Annotated in this window: 15 protein-coding genes; 5 read left to right on the top strand and 10 right to left on the bottom strand. The window is 61.9% G+C overall.

The window, feature by feature from the left end:
- Positions 1-30: 30 nt before the first annotated feature.
- From J3P77_RS06115 to J3P77_RS06095, 5 genes are all read right to left on the bottom strand, one after another.
- Positions 31-747, bottom strand: a complete 717-nt coding sequence (locus J3P77_RS06115) for a C40 family peptidase (RefSeq protein ID WP_434680362.1) — start codon at positions 745-747, stop codon at positions 31-33.
- A 75-nt stretch (positions 748-822) separates the two neighbouring features.
- On the bottom strand, positions 823-1,587 hold the full coding sequence (locus J3P77_RS06110) for an NAD-dependent deacylase (protein ID WP_434680361.1): 765 nt from the start codon (positions 1,585-1,587) through the stop codon (positions 823-825).
- Entirely contained in the window at positions 1,581-2,285 is a 705-nt protein-coding gene (gene hda, locus J3P77_RS06105) for a DnaA regulatory inactivator Hda (protein ID WP_330726815.1), read from the bottom strand. Before hda ends, J3P77_RS06110 begins: the two co-directional genes overlap by 7 nt.
- A gap of 195 nt (positions 2,286-2,480) precedes the next feature.
- The gene (locus J3P77_RS06100) at positions 2,481-3,554 is read right to left on the bottom strand and encodes an AI-2E family transporter (protein ID WP_434680359.1); all 1,074 of its coding nucleotides are present in this window, start codon (positions 3,552-3,554) and stop codon (positions 2,481-2,483) included.
- Between the two features lie 45 nt (positions 3,555-3,599).
- The gene (locus J3P77_RS06095; protein ID WP_434680357.1) at positions 3,600-4,691 is read right to left on the bottom strand and encodes a DUF2066 domain-containing protein; all 1,092 of its coding nucleotides are present in this window, start codon (positions 4,689-4,691) and stop codon (positions 3,600-3,602) included.
- Positions 4,692-5,042: 351 nt separating this feature from the next.
- Between J3P77_RS06095 and purM the strand changes: the two genes are divergently transcribed.
- The 4 genes from purM (at position 5,043) to J3P77_RS06075 (ending at position 8,012) form a co-directional block, all read left to right on the top strand.
- Positions 5,043-6,101, top strand: coding sequence for a phosphoribosylformylglycinamidine cyclo-ligase (gene purM, locus J3P77_RS06090; RefSeq protein WP_434680356.1), 1,059 nt, complete (start codon positions 5,043-5,045; stop codon positions 6,099-6,101).
- Positions 6,101-6,751, top strand: coding sequence for a phosphoribosylglycinamide formyltransferase (gene purN / locus J3P77_RS06085; protein ID WP_434680355.1), 651 nt, complete (start codon positions 6,101-6,103; stop codon positions 6,749-6,751). Before purM ends, purN begins: the two co-directional genes overlap by 1 nt.
- A gap of 8 nt (positions 6,752-6,759) precedes the next feature.
- A complete protein-coding gene (locus tag J3P77_RS06080; RefSeq protein WP_434680354.1) occupies positions 6,760-7,473 on the top strand; it encodes a DUF3108 domain-containing protein in 714 nt (237 codons plus the stop codon).
- Positions 7,474-7,832: 359 nt separating this feature from the next.
- Positions 7,833-8,012 (top strand): hypothetical protein, encoded by a 180-nt coding sequence (locus tag J3P77_RS06075; RefSeq protein ID WP_434680352.1) that lies wholly within the window; start codon positions 7,833-7,835, stop codon positions 8,010-8,012.
- An 81-nt stretch (positions 8,013-8,093) separates the two neighbouring features.
- On the opposite strand, the gene J3P77_RS06070 is transcribed toward J3P77_RS06075, so the two are convergent.
- The 5 genes from J3P77_RS06070 to cysM form a co-directional block, all read right to left on the bottom strand.
- Positions 8,094-8,633, bottom strand: a complete 540-nt coding sequence (locus J3P77_RS06070; RefSeq protein WP_434680350.1) for a DUF2058 domain-containing protein — start codon at positions 8,631-8,633, stop codon at positions 8,094-8,096.
- 30 nt (positions 8,634-8,663) lie between these two features.
- Positions 8,664-9,497: a nucleoside triphosphate pyrophosphohydrolase gene (gene mazG / locus J3P77_RS06065; RefSeq protein WP_434680348.1), complete on the bottom strand. Its 834-nt coding sequence runs from the start codon at positions 9,495-9,497 to the stop codon at positions 8,664-8,666.
- 126 nt (positions 9,498-9,623) lie between these two features.
- A complete protein-coding gene (gene relA / locus J3P77_RS06060) occupies positions 9,624-11,864 on the bottom strand; it encodes a GTP diphosphokinase (protein WP_434680346.1) in 2,241 nt (746 codons plus the stop codon).
- Between the two features lie 297 nt (positions 11,865-12,161).
- Positions 12,162-13,517: a 23S rRNA (uracil(1939)-C(5))-methyltransferase RlmD gene (gene rlmD, locus J3P77_RS06055; protein WP_434680344.1), complete on the bottom strand. Its 1,356-nt coding sequence runs from the start codon at positions 13,515-13,517 to the stop codon at positions 12,162-12,164.
- The gene (cysM, locus tag J3P77_RS06050; RefSeq protein ID WP_434680342.1) at positions 13,517-14,419 is read right to left on the bottom strand and encodes a cysteine synthase CysM; all 903 of its coding nucleotides are present in this window, start codon (positions 14,417-14,419) and stop codon (positions 13,517-13,519) included. The genes rlmD and cysM overlap by 1 nt, the downstream gene beginning before the upstream one ends.
- 221 nt (positions 14,420-14,640) lie before the next feature.
- Between cysM and J3P77_RS06045 the strand changes: the two genes are divergently transcribed.
- Positions 14,641-17,394 (top strand): ATP-binding protein, encoded by a 2,754-nt coding sequence (locus J3P77_RS06045; protein ID WP_434680339.1) that lies wholly within the window; start codon positions 14,641-14,643, stop codon positions 17,392-17,394.
- Positions 17,395-17,405: the final 11 nt, after the last annotated feature.

Raw genomic sequence — 17,405 nt, 5'->3', positions numbered from 1 at the left:
GACAGGCCCGAGGCCTGTCTGCGCGTTGCATTATTTACGGCGTTTGACTGCGGTCTTGACTTTAGTCGAGGTCATCGCGGTCGTCTGTACCGCTGGCCGGGTTTTCACACCGGCATCGGGGGCCATGGCCAGCGCTCGCTTGGCTTCGATGAAGGTCTTGCTCCAGTACGCATCATCGAGGCTGTCGATGCGCACGCCACCGCTGCGGCGGCTGCTGGAGTGGATGAACTGGTCATCGCCCAGGTAGATCGCTGCGTGACTGACACGACCACGGCCACGCGTGCTGAAGAACAGCAGATCGCCAGGCTTGAGGTTGTTACGCGCGACCAGCGGAGCGTCCACGTTGATCATGTCGCGTGTCGAACGCGGCAGGGTCATGCCCGCTTCTTCGCGGAACAGATAACCGATGAAGCCGCTGCAATCGAAACCCGAAGTGGTAGAGCTTCCGCCGAAACGGTAGCGAGTGCCGATCAGCGACTTGCCACGTTCCAGAATGCTGTCGGCCAGCACCGGCAGCTGGTAAGGCTTGTTGTCAGCAAAACGGGCAAGCTCGTCCTGCGTGGCCAGTTCGTCCTGCAGGTCCGCGACATCGGCGCGGGCGGCGGGAGACTGAACGTTATTCGATGTCTGGTAATGCGCTTTTTGCGGTGCGGGCTCTTGTTGAGAAACCGGTAGATTGGCTGAGCAACCGAACAGCAATGTAACGAGTGCGAGAGGCACGAGGGGTGCGAAGCGAACAACTTGCATGGGCACGACCGTGGCTGAACTGTAAAGAAGGCGAGACTATGCCCGCTATCAAAGTGATTTGCAAATTCAATCGAACTAAATGTGACTTACAAGAAGTGCCATGACATGTACCGCTCGCGCCTTGAGAAATACGTCCATTTGCGCGCTGTGATCGGTGGCCTGAGGATTGATCTCGGCGGTAAAACCCCCGCAGATACGGGTGCGCAGGACGGGCTCGTGGATGTAGGCAAAGCTTGCGGTGGTGCCGATGCTCAGCACTGCATCGAAGCCTTTGGCCAGTTCGTCGTGCAGTGTTTTGAGGGCGAGTTCAGGAAGCATTTCCTCGAACAAGACGACGGACGGTCGCAGAACGCCACTACAGATCCGGCAGAGCGGCGGCAACGGACGCTGCAGATGTTCGCTCAGCTCAGGGTCTTCAGCGCCGCATGACTGGCAGAACAATGGGGATATCTGCCCATGGATCTCGATTAGCCGCTCCGGCGGACTGCCAGCCGCGCGGTGATAGCCGTCGACGTTCTGGGTCAGCACCCAGCACTCGGGCTTGAGACGCTGCAACTGGGCGATGGCGTAATGCGCTTCATTGGGCTGGCTACCCAGACACGCCTTGCCCAGCTCGGCGAGGTATTTCCAGCACAGTGCCGGATCACGCCGAAGCATCGGCCCGGACAAGGCCATTTCGATAGGCAGGCCATCATCGGTCATGCCGTTATAAAGCCCGCCTACGCCGCGATAGGTCGGCAGGCCGGAATCGGCCGACAGCCCGGCACCGGTGATGATGAGAATCCGCCGCGCATGGCGCAGCGCTGCGGCCGTCTGCATCAACAGGGCCTGATCTACCACCCCAGGGTTTCCTTGAGGAACGGAATGGTCAGCTTGCGCTTCTCCTGAAGCGACGCCTGATCCAGACGCTCAAGCAGTTCGAACAGTGCGCTCATGCTGCGGGTGCCGCGGGTGAGAATGAAATGTCCGACTTCGTCTGTAAGGTGCAGGCCGCGACGTGAAGCGCGCAGCTGCAAGGCGCGCAGTTTGTCTTCATCCGACAGGCCGCGCATCTGGAACACCAGGGCCATGGTCAGCCGCGATTTGAGGTCGGGCAGTTTGACTGGCAGTTCACGGGGCGACTTGGAGGCAGCGATCAGCAGCCGACGACCGCTGTCGCGCAGCCGGTTGAACAGATGAAACAGCGCCTCTTCCCAGTCAGGCTTGCCCACCACAGCCTGCAGGTCGTCGAGGCAGACCAGCTCGTACTGCTCCAGATGGTCGAAGAGTTCGACACCTTCGTCGATTACTTCCGCCAGCGGCAGGTACACCGCAGGCTCGCCCATCTGCTCGAAGCGCAAGCACGCGGCCTGCAACAGATGGGTGCGCCCTACCCCGTCTTTGCCCCACAGATAGATGAGGCTTTCCGTCCACCCGGCGTCGGCTTCGCACAGCCGCTCGACATAGCCGAGTGCAGCGGCATTGGCGCCTGGGTAGTAATTGACGAAAGTGGCGTCATCACGCAGACGCACACTCAGGGGCAGCTGAATCGGTTTCATGCTGACTGAACGGTTCAAGCGAACCGTCAATGGCCTCTGTGTAAAGTGCGCAAAGTTTATACCCGTGTGACAGGCTGCACAATGCGCCTGAAAAATCAAAGGTTTGCGTGCTTCAGGTGGATAATCCGGCCGACTCGCCACACCGGCCGGCATCGGGCGTGGTCGACCGGGTAAATGGCCTCAGGGTGATCAGCTTTACAGATCCGGGTCTTCCGTACCGCCGTAGATCTCTGAGTCTTTGTACAGGTCGTGCGCATGGCGCACCAGCACCATGATCACCGCGGCTACCGGCAGCGCCAGCAGGATTCCGGTGAAACCGAACAGCTCGCCGCCGGCCAGGATCGCGAAAATCACCGCCACTGGATGCAGGCCGATGCGGTCGCCCACCAACAGCGGCGTCAGCACCATGCCTTCCAACGCCTGCCCGATCATGAACACCGCCACGATCCCGAGCATCGGGTACAGGTCACCGCCAAACTGGAACAGGCCGGCGACCAGCGCAGCGCCGATACCGATCACAAAACCCATATAAGGCACGATGGCAGCCAGACCGGCGATCACACCAATCAACAGACCCAGCTCCAGCCCGATCAGCATCAGGCCGGCGGCATAGATCACACCCAGGCCGACCATTACCAGCAGCTGGCCGCGAATGAACGCGCCCAGTACCTCGTGGCACTCACCCGCAAGCTTGACGATCTGGCCTTCCCGCTGACGCGGCAGCAGGTTGCGAACCTTGCCCATCATCAGGTCCCAGTCGCGCAGCAGATAGAAGCAGACCACCGGGATCAGCACCAGATTGGTCAGCCAGCCAATCAGCGCCAGACTTGAGGCCGTGGCACGCGACAGCACGATGCCGACGATATCGCCCGCCTGCCCCATGTGCTCGGAAATCGCCGCCTTGACCCGATCGAAGCGCCAGAACCCGTCCGACAGCCCGAACTTGGCCTGAACCCAGGGCATCGCGGTGTGTTGCAGCCAGTCGAGCATCTGCGGCGCGAGTTCATACAAGCGCATCAACTGCTTGGCGAGCATCGGCACCAGTACCAGCAGCAACGCCATGAGGATCAGCGTGAACAGACCGAACACCGCCACGACACTGAGCGTTCGTGACAGGCCAAGTTTTTCCAGGCGGTCCACCAGCGGATCGCCCATGTACGCCAGCAGCAGCGCCACCAGAAACGGCATGAGTATCGGGTGCAGCAGAAATATAAAGGCTATCAGCAGGACAATCCCGCCTAGCCAGAACCAGCGCCGTGTATCAGTCATCAATGTCTCTCATCAGATTGAACCGCATGCCTGCAAGCTGGCAGGTCACCAGCGGAAATACATTTGTGGTGCGGTCGCGGGCACGATCATCGGCGCGGGCGAAGGCGCCGAAGGCTGCGCTGCCGCATCGACCGGCGCGGGCTGCGCCGGCGCGGCGGTGCTCTGCGCAGCGGCCGCCGCTTCAGCCGCCGGGACTTCCTGCAATTTGCCCAGCGCCAGCTGCGCCCGGACTTGCTCGGCATTACCTGCAACTTCGAAATCGACGCGATCCGCTTCCACCGCCTTGAGCCTGCCGCCGAAAGGTTCGAGCAGACGCAGCAGTTCGGCGTAACGTTCCAGGGTCATGCCCTGCACCTGCAGCACCAGACCGGTGGAAGCACCGGGCTTGGCCACGAAACGCGGGGCAAGGCGCTGGCTTACCGCAAGCAGCACCGCGTCCGCCAAAGCGTCGGAACTGGCGCCGCTGGCCGTGCCCTGCTCGCGTTGCTCGCCCAGCCAGAGCCGCCATTTGCCCTGCCACTGCCCGCCCTCTTCCTTGGCGTGCACCGCCAGGATCGCATCCGCGCCGTAGCGCTCGGACGCTTCCCTGAGCGCGCCGGCATCAGTGCCTTCCAGCGTCTGCGCGGTGCCAACGCTCTGTTCGCTGAGATCGGCCAGCGGCAGGCGCAGCGGCAAGCCACGATGCTGGGCAGCGCGACGCAGCGGTTCGGCAGAGCCTTGACCGTCACCGACCAGATTGGAGCCTTCGACAGAATCGTTGAGCCACCAACCCAGAATGGAAGGACGGTTGCTGCCCCAGATCGGCAATCCGGCCTGGCGCAGCGCGCGGTCGGTGGTCGCCGGATCGAAATCCACTAGCAGGGTTTCCGGCGGCCCGGCTTCGAAGCCGTACTGGCTGATGACTTGCTGAGGGTCCTTGCGCAATGCGGCAAGTGCCGAGCCTTGTGCCGCCTTGGTGTCGCCGGTCAGACGCAGTACCAGGGTTTCCAGCGCAGCCTGTGTGGCGCGGTTGCGCTCCTCCGGCGATTGGCCGCTGACCGGTTCGCGGACCTGATAGAGATTGCTGACCGTTTCGGCAAGACCGGGCAGGCTGAACAGCGACAGACAGCCGACGAAAAGGAATTTGGTAAAACGCATGGACAGATCCCGAACGGAAAGAAAAACGCCGACTCGATGCGGCTTCAGGAGGAGTGGCGAGGCTAGGACAGCGAACAGCCCCGAATCATTCACCATCTCGAAACATTCGCTCTAAAGTACACCTTAAACGGCTTCAGTCGAACTCGCGCCTGTTCTCGAAGCGTTTTATTTTGCGCCGCCGCTCCCCTGTTATCGGCCCAAGGATGGCCCCTGCGATGCAAGCCTGATAAAATCGCGCGCCTTCGCAGACTGGCGATGGTGGCGGCCCCGGACAGCTTGCGCGCAAGCGCTGCGCCAGGCCCCGCCGCTACGGTCGATACCCTCGAATCCCCCCTAAAGGCCTGGATTTTTATGAGCAAGCAACCCTCCCTGAGCTACAAAGACGCCGGTGTGGACATCGACGCCGGTGAAGCATTGGTCGAACGCATCAAGAGCGTTGCCAAGCGCACCAAGCGTCCTGAAGTCATGGGCGGCCTGGGAGGTTTCGGCGCCCTCTGCGAAATCCCGGCCGGTTACAAGCAGCCGGTGCTGGTATCGGGCACCGACGGCGTCGGCACCAAACTGCGTCTGGCGCTGAACCTGAACAAGCACGACAGCATCGGCATCGACCTGGTCGCCATGTGCGTCAACGATCTGGTGGTCTGCGGCGCGGAGCCGTTGTTCTTCCTCGACTACTATGCAACCGGCAAGCTCAACGTCGACACCGCCGCTCAGGTAGTGACCGGCATCGGCGCGGGCTGCGAACTGGCCGGCTGCTCGCTGGTCGGCGGCGAGACCGCTGAAATGCCCGGCATGTACGAAGGCGAAGACTACGATCTGGCCGGCTTCTGCGTCGGTGTGGTCGAGAAAGCCGAGATCATCGACGGCTCCAAAGTGGCTGCCGGCGACGCCCTGCTCGCCCTGCCGTCTTCCGGCCCGCACTCCAATGGCTACTCGCTGATCCGCAAGATCATCGAAGTCGCCGGTGCCGATATCGAGAACATCCAGCTGGACGGCAAGCCATTGACCGACCTGCTGATGGCTCCGACCCGCATCTACGTCAAGCAACTGCTCAAGCTCATCAAGGAAACCGGCGCGGTCAAGGCGATGGCCCACATCACCGGCGGCGGTCTGCTCGACAACATTCCACGCGTTCTGCCGCAGGGCGCTCAGGCCGTGGTCGACGTTGCCAGCTGGCAGCGCCCGGCCGTGTTCGACTGGTTGCAGCAGCAAGGCAACGTCGACGAACACGAAATGCACCGCGTTCTGAACTGCGGCGTCGGCATGGTCATCTGCGTTGCTCAGGAACACGTCGAAGCAGCCTTGAACGTGCTGCGTGAAGCCGGCGAACAGCCTTGGGTGATCGGCCAGATCGCCACCGCTCCGGAAGGCGCCGCGCAGGTCGAGCTGAAAAACATCAAGGCTCATTGATGTCAGCCACCTGTGATGTCGTGGTGCTGCTCTCCGGCACCGGCGGCAACCTGCAGGCCATGATCGACAGCTTCAAGGACGGGACTTCTCCCGTCCGGATCCGCGCGGTCATCTCCAACCGGGCCGATGCCTTCGGTCTGCAGCGCGCCAGAGACGCAGGCATCGAAGCCTGCGTTCTTGATCACAAGGCGTACGAAGGTCGCGAGGCCTTCGACGCAGCACTGATCGAACTGATCGACACCTTCAATCCGCAGCTGGTGGCCCTCGCCGGATTCATGCGCATCCTCAGCGCCGATTTCGTGCGCCACTACCACGGTCGTCTGCTGAACATCCATCCGTCGCTGCTCCCACGCTATAAAGGCCTGCACACGCATCAACGCGTACTGGAAGCCGGGGATGCGGAACACGGCTGCAGCGTGCACTTTGTCACCGAGGAACTCGATGGCGGCCCTCTGGTCGTACAGGCAGTTATTTCGGTACAGTTGCAGGACTCGCCCGCATCCCTCGCGCAGCGGGTACATCTTCAGGAGCACCGCATTTATCCGCTGGCGATTCGCTGGTTTGCCGAAGGCCGGTTGCGCCTTGGCGAGCAAGGTGCATTGATGGATGGCCAGCCACTCCCGGCCAGCGGCCACTTGATTCGAAACTAGGAGATACCATGCGACGCGCTTTGCTCTTCGCTTTCGCTCTGCTCGCCCTGCCAGTGGCACATGCGGCAGACCTTCAACCCTTCTCCGCCAGCTACACCGCCGACTGGAAACAGCTGCCGATGAGCGGCACCGCCGAGCGCAGCCTCGAAGCCGGCGCCAACGGTGTCTGGACCCTGAATTTCAAGGCTTCCATGATGATTGCCAGCCTGACCGAGGTCAGCACGCTGAAAGTCGACAAGGACACCATGTTGCCGCAGACCTACAGCTTCGAGCGCAGCGGCCTGGGTAAATCCAAGAAAGTCGACCTGTCGTTCGACTGGGGCAACAAGTTCGTCACCGGCACCGACCGTGGCGATGCGGTCAAGCTGCCGCTCAACCGTGGCGTGCTCGACAAATCGACCTATCAACTGGCCCTGCAACACGACGTAGCCGCCGGCAAGAAGAGCATGAGCTACCAGGTGGTCGACGGGGACGAAGTGGACACCTACGACTTCCGCGTACTTGGCTCGGAGAAAGTCGACACCAAGGCCGGCCAGATCGAGGCTATCAAGGTAGAACGCGTTCGCGACCCGACACAAAGCAAGCGCATCACCGTGCTCTGGTTCGCCAAGGACTGGGATTACCTGCTGGTTCGCCTGCAACAGGTTGAAACCGACGGCAAGGAATACAACATCATGCTGCTCGACGGCACGGTTAACGGCAAGGCTGTCAAAGGCAGCTGATACCCAGACCCTGCATCATCAAGAGCCCCGCTTTATAGCGGGGCTTTTGATTTCCAGAACTGCTGCCGCTGCGCGCCAGATCGCCAGCGAGCTGGCTCCTACAGACCTCCGCAGCGCTCACACATCTGTAGGAGCCAGCTTGCTGGCGAAGGCGGATTTACAAGCGCCATCGCCACATGAAGAAAGCTTCATATTCGCCCGCTTTCGCTACAGGCCCCGAATCACAAGGATTCCAGACTTCCCTCAACGCCGCGTAAGCGCGCGCTCCTGAACCGACTATTTACTTAGCAAGCTATGCAAACCTATAAAAGAGACCTGCGGCAGATCGTCGCAGCTTGCAGAGTCAGGAGCCTATCGATATGACCGTAAAAGTGACTGAACGAGACGACGCTCATCTTTCCCATGAAACCGTTGGCCACGGTATTCACGTCTGGGATGTGTATCAGCAGGACCAACTGGTCGGGATGTTCCACGACCAGTCCGATGCGCATCGATATAAGGAAGAGTTGGAAGCTTTGGAGAGTCAGCGGGGTCAGTGAACGCGGTAGCAGTGGGGGCTGCCTTGCAGCCCATCGCGGGCAAGCGCGCTCCCACGACAGGCGCGCGCCCCGCAGTGGGATCTACCACATCAGGTCGTCAGGCACCTGATATGCCGCGTACGGATCATCCGCGTCCGGCGCTTCGGTCGGGGTATTGAGCAACACGACACGGCGCGGATCGCGTTCCTGGATTTTCAAGGCCGCTTCACGCGGGATGATTTCGTAACCCCCACCGTGGTGGACGATGGCCAGCGAGCCGCTGCTCAGCTTGTTGCGCATCAGCGCGTTGACCGAGATGCGCTTGACCTTTTTGTCATCGACGAAGTTGTAGTAATCCTCGGTGGTCAGCTTGGGCAGGCGCGACACCTCGATCAACTGCTTGACCTGCGCGGCACGGGCCTTCTGCTCGACCTTCTCCTGCTGCTGGCGATTGAGTTCCTGGTCGCGCCGGGCCTTTTCCGCCATCGCTTCCTGAGCGGCGCGCTTCTGCGAATCGTCGGCCTGCGCCTGCCCCTTATGTACCAGGCGCTGTTCTTTCTGCTTTTCTTTGCTGACCTGCTTGGCCTGCTTTTGGTTGACCAGACCTGCCTTGAGCAATTGGTCGCGAAGGGAAAGGCTCATCTGTTTACTCACTTATTCCGTACAGCGCACTCAGCCACAGCTGGGCGCGTTCTTTTCCTGGCGTTTGGCTTCGCCCCACAAAGCGTCCATTTCTTCGAGCGTACACTCTTGAATGGGGCGCTGGGTGTGGCGCAAAGCCTGTTCAATGAATCGGAAGCGTCTGTCGAATTTGCTGTTGGCGGAGCGTAACGCAGTTTCCGGGTCGACTTTAAGGTGTCGCGCCAGATTAACCACCACAAACAACAGATCGCCGATCTCTTCGGCCACCGCGTCGGCGTCGTTCTCCGACATGGCTTCGAGCACTTCATCGAGTTCTTCGCGCACTTTGTCGACCACCGGCAGGGCCTCGGGCCAGTCGAAGCCGACCTGCGCGGCACGCTTCTGCAGCTTGGCCGCCCGGCTCAACGCCGGCAGTGCGGCGGGCACGTCGTCGAGCAGCGACAACTGCTCCGGCGCGTCTGCTTTCTCGGCACGTTCTTCGGCCTTGATCTCGTCCCAGCGCCGGTTGACCTCATCATCGGTCAGGCGCGGGGTCCCCGCCGGCGCGTACAGCTCGCCGGTAGGAAACACATGCGGATGACGGCGCAGCAGCTTGCGGGTAATGCCGTCGACCACGCCATCGAACTCGAAGCGCCCTTCTTCTCTGGCGATCTGAGCGTAGAACACCACCTGGAACAGCAGATCACCCAACTCACCCTGAAGGTGATCGAGATCGCCGCGCTCGATGGCGTCGGCCACTTCATAGGCTTCTTCCAGCGTGTGCGGCACGATGGTCGCGTAGGTCTGCTTCAGATCCCAAGGGCAGCCGGACTGCGGATCACGCAGCCGGGCCATGAGATGCAGCAGGTCGTCGAGCTTGTACATGTTCATTCCATCCTCGCCCTTCATCTGTGGGAGCGGACTTGTCCGCGAAGAGGCCGGTACATCCAGTACAAATGCGTCGTATGGACAGACGTCTTCGCGGACAAGTCCGCTCCTACAAAGTCGCTCTCAAGGCGTTCTGTTACGCCGCGTTTCGATGATGTTCGGCAACTGGGAGATACGGCCCAGCAACCGGCCCAGCGCATCAAGGCCCGGGATCTCGATGGTCAGCGACATGAGTGCGGTGTTGTCTTCCTTGTTCGAGCGGGTGTTGACCGCCAGAACGTTGATCCGCTCGTTGAGCAGTACCTGGGTGACGTCACGCAACAGCCCGGAACGGTCGTAGGCACGGATGATGATGTCCACCGGGTAAGTGAGCACCGGCGCCGGCCCCCAGCTGACCTGGATGATCCGCTCCGGCTCGCGCCCGCCCAACTGCAACACCGACGCGCAGTCCTGGCGGTGGATGGTCACCCCGCGCCCTTGCGTGATATAGCCGACAATCGCGTCACCCGGCAGCGGCTGGCAGCAGCCGGCGATCTGGGTCATGAGGTTGCCCACGCCCTGGATCTGGATATCGCCGCGCTTGCCCGGCTTGTAGCCGGTCGCCTTGCGCGGGATCAGCTCGACCTCGTTAAGGCGGTCCGGCTCGACTTGCTGCTGGGCCAGATTCACCAGTTGCGTCAGGCGCAGGTCGCCTGCGCCCAGCGCGGCGAACAGGTCTTCAGCCGTCTTGTAGTTGGCCTTGTCGGCCAGCTTCTCGAAGTCGACCTGCGGCAGCGCGACCCGTGCCAGTTCGCGTTCGAGCAGGCTTTTGCCGGCTGCGACGTTCTGATCGCGGGCCTGCAGCTTGAACCAGTGAACGATCTTGGCCCGTGCCCTGGAAGTGGTGATGTATCCCAGGTTGGAGTTCAACCAGTCGCGGCTCGGCGTGCCGTGCTTGCTGGTGATGATCTCGACCTGCTCGCCGGTCTGCAGGCTGTAGTTGAGCGGCACAATCCGGCCGTTGATCTTCGCGCCCCGGCAGTTGTGGCCGATCTCGGTGTGAACCCGATAAGCGAAGTCCAGCGGTGTGGCGCCTTTGGGCAGATCGATGGCATGACCGTCGGGCGTGAACACGTAGACCCGGTCCGGTTCGATATCGACCCGCAGCTGCTCGGCCAGACCGCCGATATCACCCAGCTCTTCGTGCCATTCCAGCACCTGCCGCAGCCAGGAAATCTTCTCTTCGTAATGATTGGAGCCGGATTTGACGTCGGTGCCCTTGTAGCGCCAGTGCGCACAGACGCCCAGCTCGGCTTCCTCATGCATGGCATGGGTGCGGATCTGGACTTCCAGCACCTTGCCTTCCGGCCCGATGACAGCGGTATGCAGCGAGCGATAGCCGTTTTCCTTGGGGTTGGCGATGTAGTCGTCAAACTCCTTGGGAATATGCCGCCACAGGGTGTGGACGATGCCGAGCGCGGTGTAGCAATCGCGCATTTCCGGGACCAGTACACGGACCGCGCGCACGTCATAGATCTGACTGAACGCCAGACCCTTGCGCTGCATTTTGCGCCAGATGGAATAGATGTGTTTGGCCCGGCCGCTGATGTCGGCCTTGACGCCCGTGGCCTGCAGCTCATGGTCCAGCTGAGACATCACGTCACTGATGAAACGCTCGCGGTCGAGGCGACGCTCATGCAGCAACTTGGCGATCTGCTTGTATTGATCGGGCTCCAGATAGCGGAAGGACAGGTCCTCCAGCTCCCACTTGATATGCCCGATGCCAAGGCGGTGAGCCAACGGCGCGTAGATATCGAAGACTTCCCGCGCCACGCGATTGCGCTTTTCATCGTGGGCATTCTTCACCGCCCGAATCGCGCAGGTCCGCTCCGCCAGCTTGATCAGCGCCACGCGCACGTCGTCGACCATCGCCACCAGCATCTTGCGCAGGTTTTCCACCTGCGCCTGACTGCCCAGCACCAGTGACTGGCGCGGGCTGAGGCTGGCGCTGATGGCGGCCATGCGCAGCACGCCGTCGATCAGCTTGGCAACGGTGGCGCCGAAGCGCTGCTCGACATCCGCCAGGGCAATGCGCCCTTCGCGCACGCCACGGTAGATGACGGCCGCGACCAGCGAGTCCTGGTCCAGCTTGAGGTCAGCGAGGATTTCCGCGATTTCCAGACCGGTCTGGAAGCTGGACGTCCCCTCCGCCCAATGACTCTTGCCGGCGTTGTCCGTCTGTTCGGCTTGCCGGGCGAATTCGCAGGCCTCTTTCATGGCCTCCCGGTCCAGGACCAGGTCGACGCTGACTATGTGATCAAGCCACGCGTCGAGGTTGATACTGCCGTCTGTGTTTATCGGCTGGTGTGCTCTCACCTGTACCATGTTGCTTACCTTCCCTAAGGCGCGATGAATAGCGCCATCAGTCGCCGGCCTTCTCAGGCTCTGTACGAAATGTCGTCTCGCTCGCCCATACTGCGTTGAATCGGGCTCGGAATGCTCATGTACCCCAGTACACTCCGCTTCCTCGCCCCATTTCGCCTTGTCTGGCCATCGCGCGAAAACATTCCGTACGAGCCTAGCGAATGCCACTTGCCGGGCCAGCAAGGACCGGCATTCGCGGGCCAGTCGGATTAAATGAGACTCCTTGTCAGCGGCGGATTCGATCCAATGAAGCGCTGCTCACTTACTCATTTCAAATAAAGCCATCGCCTCGACATGCGCCGTCTGAGGAAACATATCGAGAATTCCGGCACGTTTTAATCGGTAGCCCTGATTGACCAATTCGACCGTGTCACGAGCCAAAGTTGCCGGGTTGCATGAAACATAAAGCAGCCGTCTGGCGCCTGACTTCCCGATCTGGCGAACCACTTCCAGAGCCCCGTCACGCGGCGGGTCCAAGAGTACCGCACTAAACCCTTCGGCGGCCCAGTCCGCTTGCGTCAACGGCTGGGACAGGTCCGCCTGAAAAAACCGCACGTTATGAAGATCATTGCTCATTGCGTTGGCCGTGGCACGCTCGACCATGGTCGCAACACCTTCCACCGCCACCACTTCGCGGGCCAACCGGGCCAACGGCAGGGCAAAATTACCCAGACCGCAGAACAGGTCCATGACCCGCTCCTCGGCTGTCGGCGCCAGCCATTGCAGCGCCTGTTCGATCATCGCGTCGTTGACCGCCGCGTTGACCTGAATGAAATCTCCCGGCCGCCAGGCCAGCTCCAGATTCCACGGCGCCAGGCGATAGCCCAGCGTCCGGTCCGGATCTGCCGGCCGGGGCTCGCCTTCGCCATGCAGCCAGAGTTGCGCGTCATGAGCGGCGCAGAAGTCCTGAAGCAGCGCCAGGTCCGCCTCCGCGAGCGGCGCCACATGGCGCAGCAGCACGGCGGTCGAGGTCCCGCTGAACAGCTCCACATGACCGAGCACCTGCGGTTTGCTGAAGTTTTTCAGCATTCCGGGCAGCGCCGTCATAATCGGCTGCAAGGCCTGTACCAGCACAGGGCATTGTTCGATGGCGATGATGTCCTGACTGGCAATCGCCCGGAAACCGACGTCCAGCCGCTTGGCCTTGACGTCCCAGCGCACGGCGACCCGCGCGCGGCGGCGGTAGCCCAGTTCGGGACCGGTCAGCGGCGCGGCCCATTGCTCGGGCTCGACACTGGCCACACGCTGCAACTGCTCGGCGAGCATGCGCTGTTTAAGGGCAAGCTGTTCGTCATGGGGCATGTGCTGCACGCTGCAACCGCCGCAGCTGCCGAAATGCACGCACGCCGGCGGGCGGCGCATGGCGCTGGCCTGCAGGACGCGTTCGGTGCGGGCTTCCACGACCTTGCCGCGCGCGTTGAGCACGCGAGCCTCGACTTCCTCGCCCGCCAGAGCACCGGTCACGAACCAGGTCTTTCCCTCAAAGAAGGCAATACCACGGCCATCATTGGACAAACGCTCGATGGTCAGGCGTTGCTTCTTGCCGGTCGGGATCTGTGCCGTCTTGACGCCACCGGCGGGCTGAAAGCGCAGCCCTCGTTCATGCTTGGCCATCAGTTGGGTGCGTCGTAGACGCCGGTCGACAGGTAACGGTCGCCTCGGTCACAAATGATGGCGACGATCACGGCGTTCTCGACTTCGCGGGACAGACGCAGCATGCCCGCCACCGAACCACCCGAGGACACGCCGCAGAAAATACCCTCTTCACGGGCAAGGCGGCGCATGGTGTCTTCGGCTTCGGTCTGGCCCATATCAAGCACGCGATCGACACGGTCGGCCTGATAGATGCGCGGCAGGTATTCGATCGGCCAACGGCGAATGCCGGGGATCGACGCACCTTCCATCGGTTGCAGACCGACGATCTGCACGTCGGGGTTCTGCTCCTTCAAATAACGCGAAGTGCCCATGATGGTGCCGGTGGTGCCCATCGAGCTGACGAAATGGGTGACGGTGCCCTGGGTCTGCCGCCAGATTTCAGGACCGGTGGAGGTGTAATGCGCCTCCGGATTGTCGCCATTGGCGAACTGATCGAGCACCTTGCCGCGACCTTCGCTCTGCATGCGCTCGGCCAGATCACGCGCGCCTTCCATGCCCTCTTCCTTGCTGACCAGAATCAGCTCGGCGCCATAGGCGGTCATCGCCGCCTTGCGCTCGGCGCTGGAGTTGTCAGGCATGATCAGGATCATGCGATACCCCTTGATTGCAGCCGCCATGGCCAGCGCGATACCGGTGTTGCCGGATGTGGCTTCAATCAGCGTATCGCCGGGATGGATCTGGCCGCGCAGTTCCGCGCGGGTGATCATCGACAGCGCCGGGCGGTCTTTCACCGAGCCGGCCGGATTGTTACCTTCGAGCTTGAGCAGGAGAGTATTGCTGGTATTTCCCCCCATGCGCTGCAGGCGCACGAGCGGGGTGTTGCCGATGCAATCGGCAATAGTCGGATACTGCAGGGTCATGGCGTTATTCGCGGTCCAGTCTGCGGGGGCGCCTATCATACCGGCAAACGCCCCAAGCCCATATCACGCAAAGTGCGCAGCTTATGCCCAAAGTGCATAAGCCGGTGATCTGCCCCTTTGTGAGCCGGAATGGCTACACTGCGCCCTATCCTCATCGACGGTCAGGCCCGCATTCAGCCTGACGCGGATGAATGAGCCACGGGGTTGCAGGAGAACGAAGCGTGCTCGACAAGCTGGGAATCAAAGGCCGTGTGCTGTTGCTGACTATTTTGCCGGCCAGCCTCATGGCTCTTGTGCTGGGCAGCTATTTCACCTGGACGCAGCTGTCCGAACTGCAAGGCCAGCTGTTGCAGCGTGGCGAGATGATTGCCCAGGAGCTGGCGCCACTTTCAGCTTCGGCGCTGGGCGGCAAGAACAAGATCCTGCTCAGCCGAATTGCCGCGCAGACGCTGGAACAGGCGGACGTGCGCGCGGTGGCCTTTCTCGATACCGACCGCAGCGTCCTTGCCCACGCCGGGCCGAGCATGGTCAGCCCCTCGCCCATCGGCAGCGGTTCACAGCTGCTCAGCAGCTCCGGCAACGATGCGACACGTTACCTGCTTCCGGTATTCGGCCATCAGCGCCACTTGACCGGCCCGATCATGCCTGACGAAGCCAATACGCTGCTGGGCTGGGTCGATCTGGAAATTTCCCACAACGGCACTTTGCTGCGCGGCTACCGCACGCTGTTCGCCAGCCTGCTGCTGATCGCCACCGGCCTGGCTTTTACCGCGATACTGGCGGTGCGCATGGGCCGCACGATCAACGAACCGTTGAGCCTCATTCGGCAAGCGGTGTCGCAGCTCAAGGACGGCAACCTCGAAACCCGCTTGCCTCCGCTGGGCAGCCGCGAGCTGGACCAACTGGCGTCGGGCATCAATCGCATGGCCGCGTCGTTGCAGAACGCCCAGGAAGAATTGCAGCACAGCATCGAGCAGGCGACCGAAGACGTGCGCCAGAATCTGGAGACCATCGAAATCCAGAACATCGAGCTGGACATGGCCCGCAAGGAAGCGCTTGAAGCCAGCCGCATCAAGTCCGAATTTCTTGCCAACATGAGCCATGAAATTCGCACACCGCTCAACGGCATCCTGGGTTTCACCCACCTGTTACAGAAAAGCGAGCTTTCCCCGCGCCAGCTTGATTATCTGGGCACCATCGAGAAATCCGCCGACAGCCTGCTGAGCATCATCAACGAAATCCTCGACTTCTCTAAGATCGAGGCCGGCAAGCTGGTGCTCGATAACATCCCGTTCAACCTGCGCGACCTGTTGCAGGACACGCTGACCATTCTTGCGCCCGCCGCGCACGCCAAACAGCTGGAGCTGGTCAGCCTGGTCTATCGCGACACGCCTCTGGCGCTGACCGGCGACCCGCTGCGCCTCAAGCAGATTCTGACCAACCTCATCAGTAACGCCATCAAGTTCACCCGCGAGGGCACCATCGTCGCGCGGGCCATGCTCGAAGACGAAACCAAGGATTACGCCCAGCTGCGCATCAGCGTGCAGGATACCGGCATCGGCTTGTCGAATCAGGACGTTCGGGCGCTGTTCCAGGCCTTCAGCCAGGCGGACAATTCACTGTCACGCCAGCCCGGCGGCACGGGGCTTGGGCTGGTGATTTCCAAACGTCTGGTCGAGCAGATGGGCGGCGAGATCGGTGTCGAGAGCGCGCCGGGTCAGGGTTCCGAGTTCTGGATCAGCCTGAACCTGCCCAAGGCTCACGATGAACGCGACGATGTGCCTAATCTGCCGCTCGAAGGCCTGCGCGCCGCCGTGCTCGAACACCATGATCTGGCACGCCAGGCGCTTGAGCATCAGTTGGAAGACTGCGGGCTGGAAACCCTGGTGTTCAACAATCTGGAGAATTTGCTCAATGGCGTGACGGCAGCGCATCAGACGCCGACCGCCATCCAGCTGGCGGTGCTGGGCGTCACGGCCAGCGAAATTCCGCCGGAGCGTTTACGCCAGCACATCTGGGATCTGGAAAACCTCGACTGCAAGGTGCTGGTGCTGTGTCCGACCACCGAGCAGGCGCTGTTTCAGTTGTCGGTGCCGAACGTCTACAGCCAGCTCCACGCCAAGCCGGCCTGCACCCGCAAACTGCATGCCGCGCTGACCGAACTGATCGCCCCCAAGTCGGTGCGCAGCGACGTCAGCCTGCCGTTGTCGAGCCGCCCGCCTCGCGTGTTGTGCGTCGACGACAACCCGGCCAACCTGCTGCTGGTCCAGACCCTGCTCGAAGACATGGGCGCCGAAGTGGTCGCGGTCGATGGCGGACAGTCCGCCGTGCTCGCCGTGCAGCATCAGGTGTTCGATCTGGTGCTGATGGATGTGCAGATGCCGGGGATGGACGGTCGACAGGCCACCGAGGCGATCCGTATCTGGGAGGATCGCCGCCACAGCACGCCGCTGCCCATCGTCGCCCTTACCGCCCATGCCATGGCCAACGAAAAACGCTCTCTGTTGCAAAGCGGCATGGACGACTACCTGACCAAGCCGATCAGTGAACGGCAGCTGGCCCAGGTGGTACTGAAATGGACCGGCCTGGCGCTGCGCGCACCGACGCCGGAACGCCCGAGTGAAGTCGCGGGCAATCGGATTGGCCCGCTGGTGCTCGATCACGAAGAAGGCTTGCGGCTGGCGGCCGGCAAGCCAGACCTGGCGACTGACATGCTGGCGATGTTGCTCGCCTCGCTGGACGCCGACCGCGAAGCGATTCGCACGGCCCGCGCCGCCCAGGACAAACAAGCCTTGCTCGAACGCGTCCACCGGCTGCATGGCGCGACGCGATACTGCGGCGTTCCGCAGCTGCGCGCGGCCTGTCAACGCGCCGAAACCCTGCTCAAACAGGACGCCGCCGGGACCGACGACGCGTTGGAGGACCTCGACAAAGCCATCACCCGCCTCGCCGCCGAAGCGCGGGTGACGGCGTGACCGCTTGATAA

Origin of the sequence: Pseudomonas sp. R1-18 (assembly GCF_051132095.1) — a bacterium.
Taxonomy (GTDB): Bacteria; Pseudomonadota; Gammaproteobacteria; order Pseudomonadales; family Pseudomonadaceae; genus Aquipseudomonas.
The sequence above is the reverse complement of the archived record's forward strand: the minus strand, read 5'-3'. Positions and strand labels throughout refer to the sequence as shown.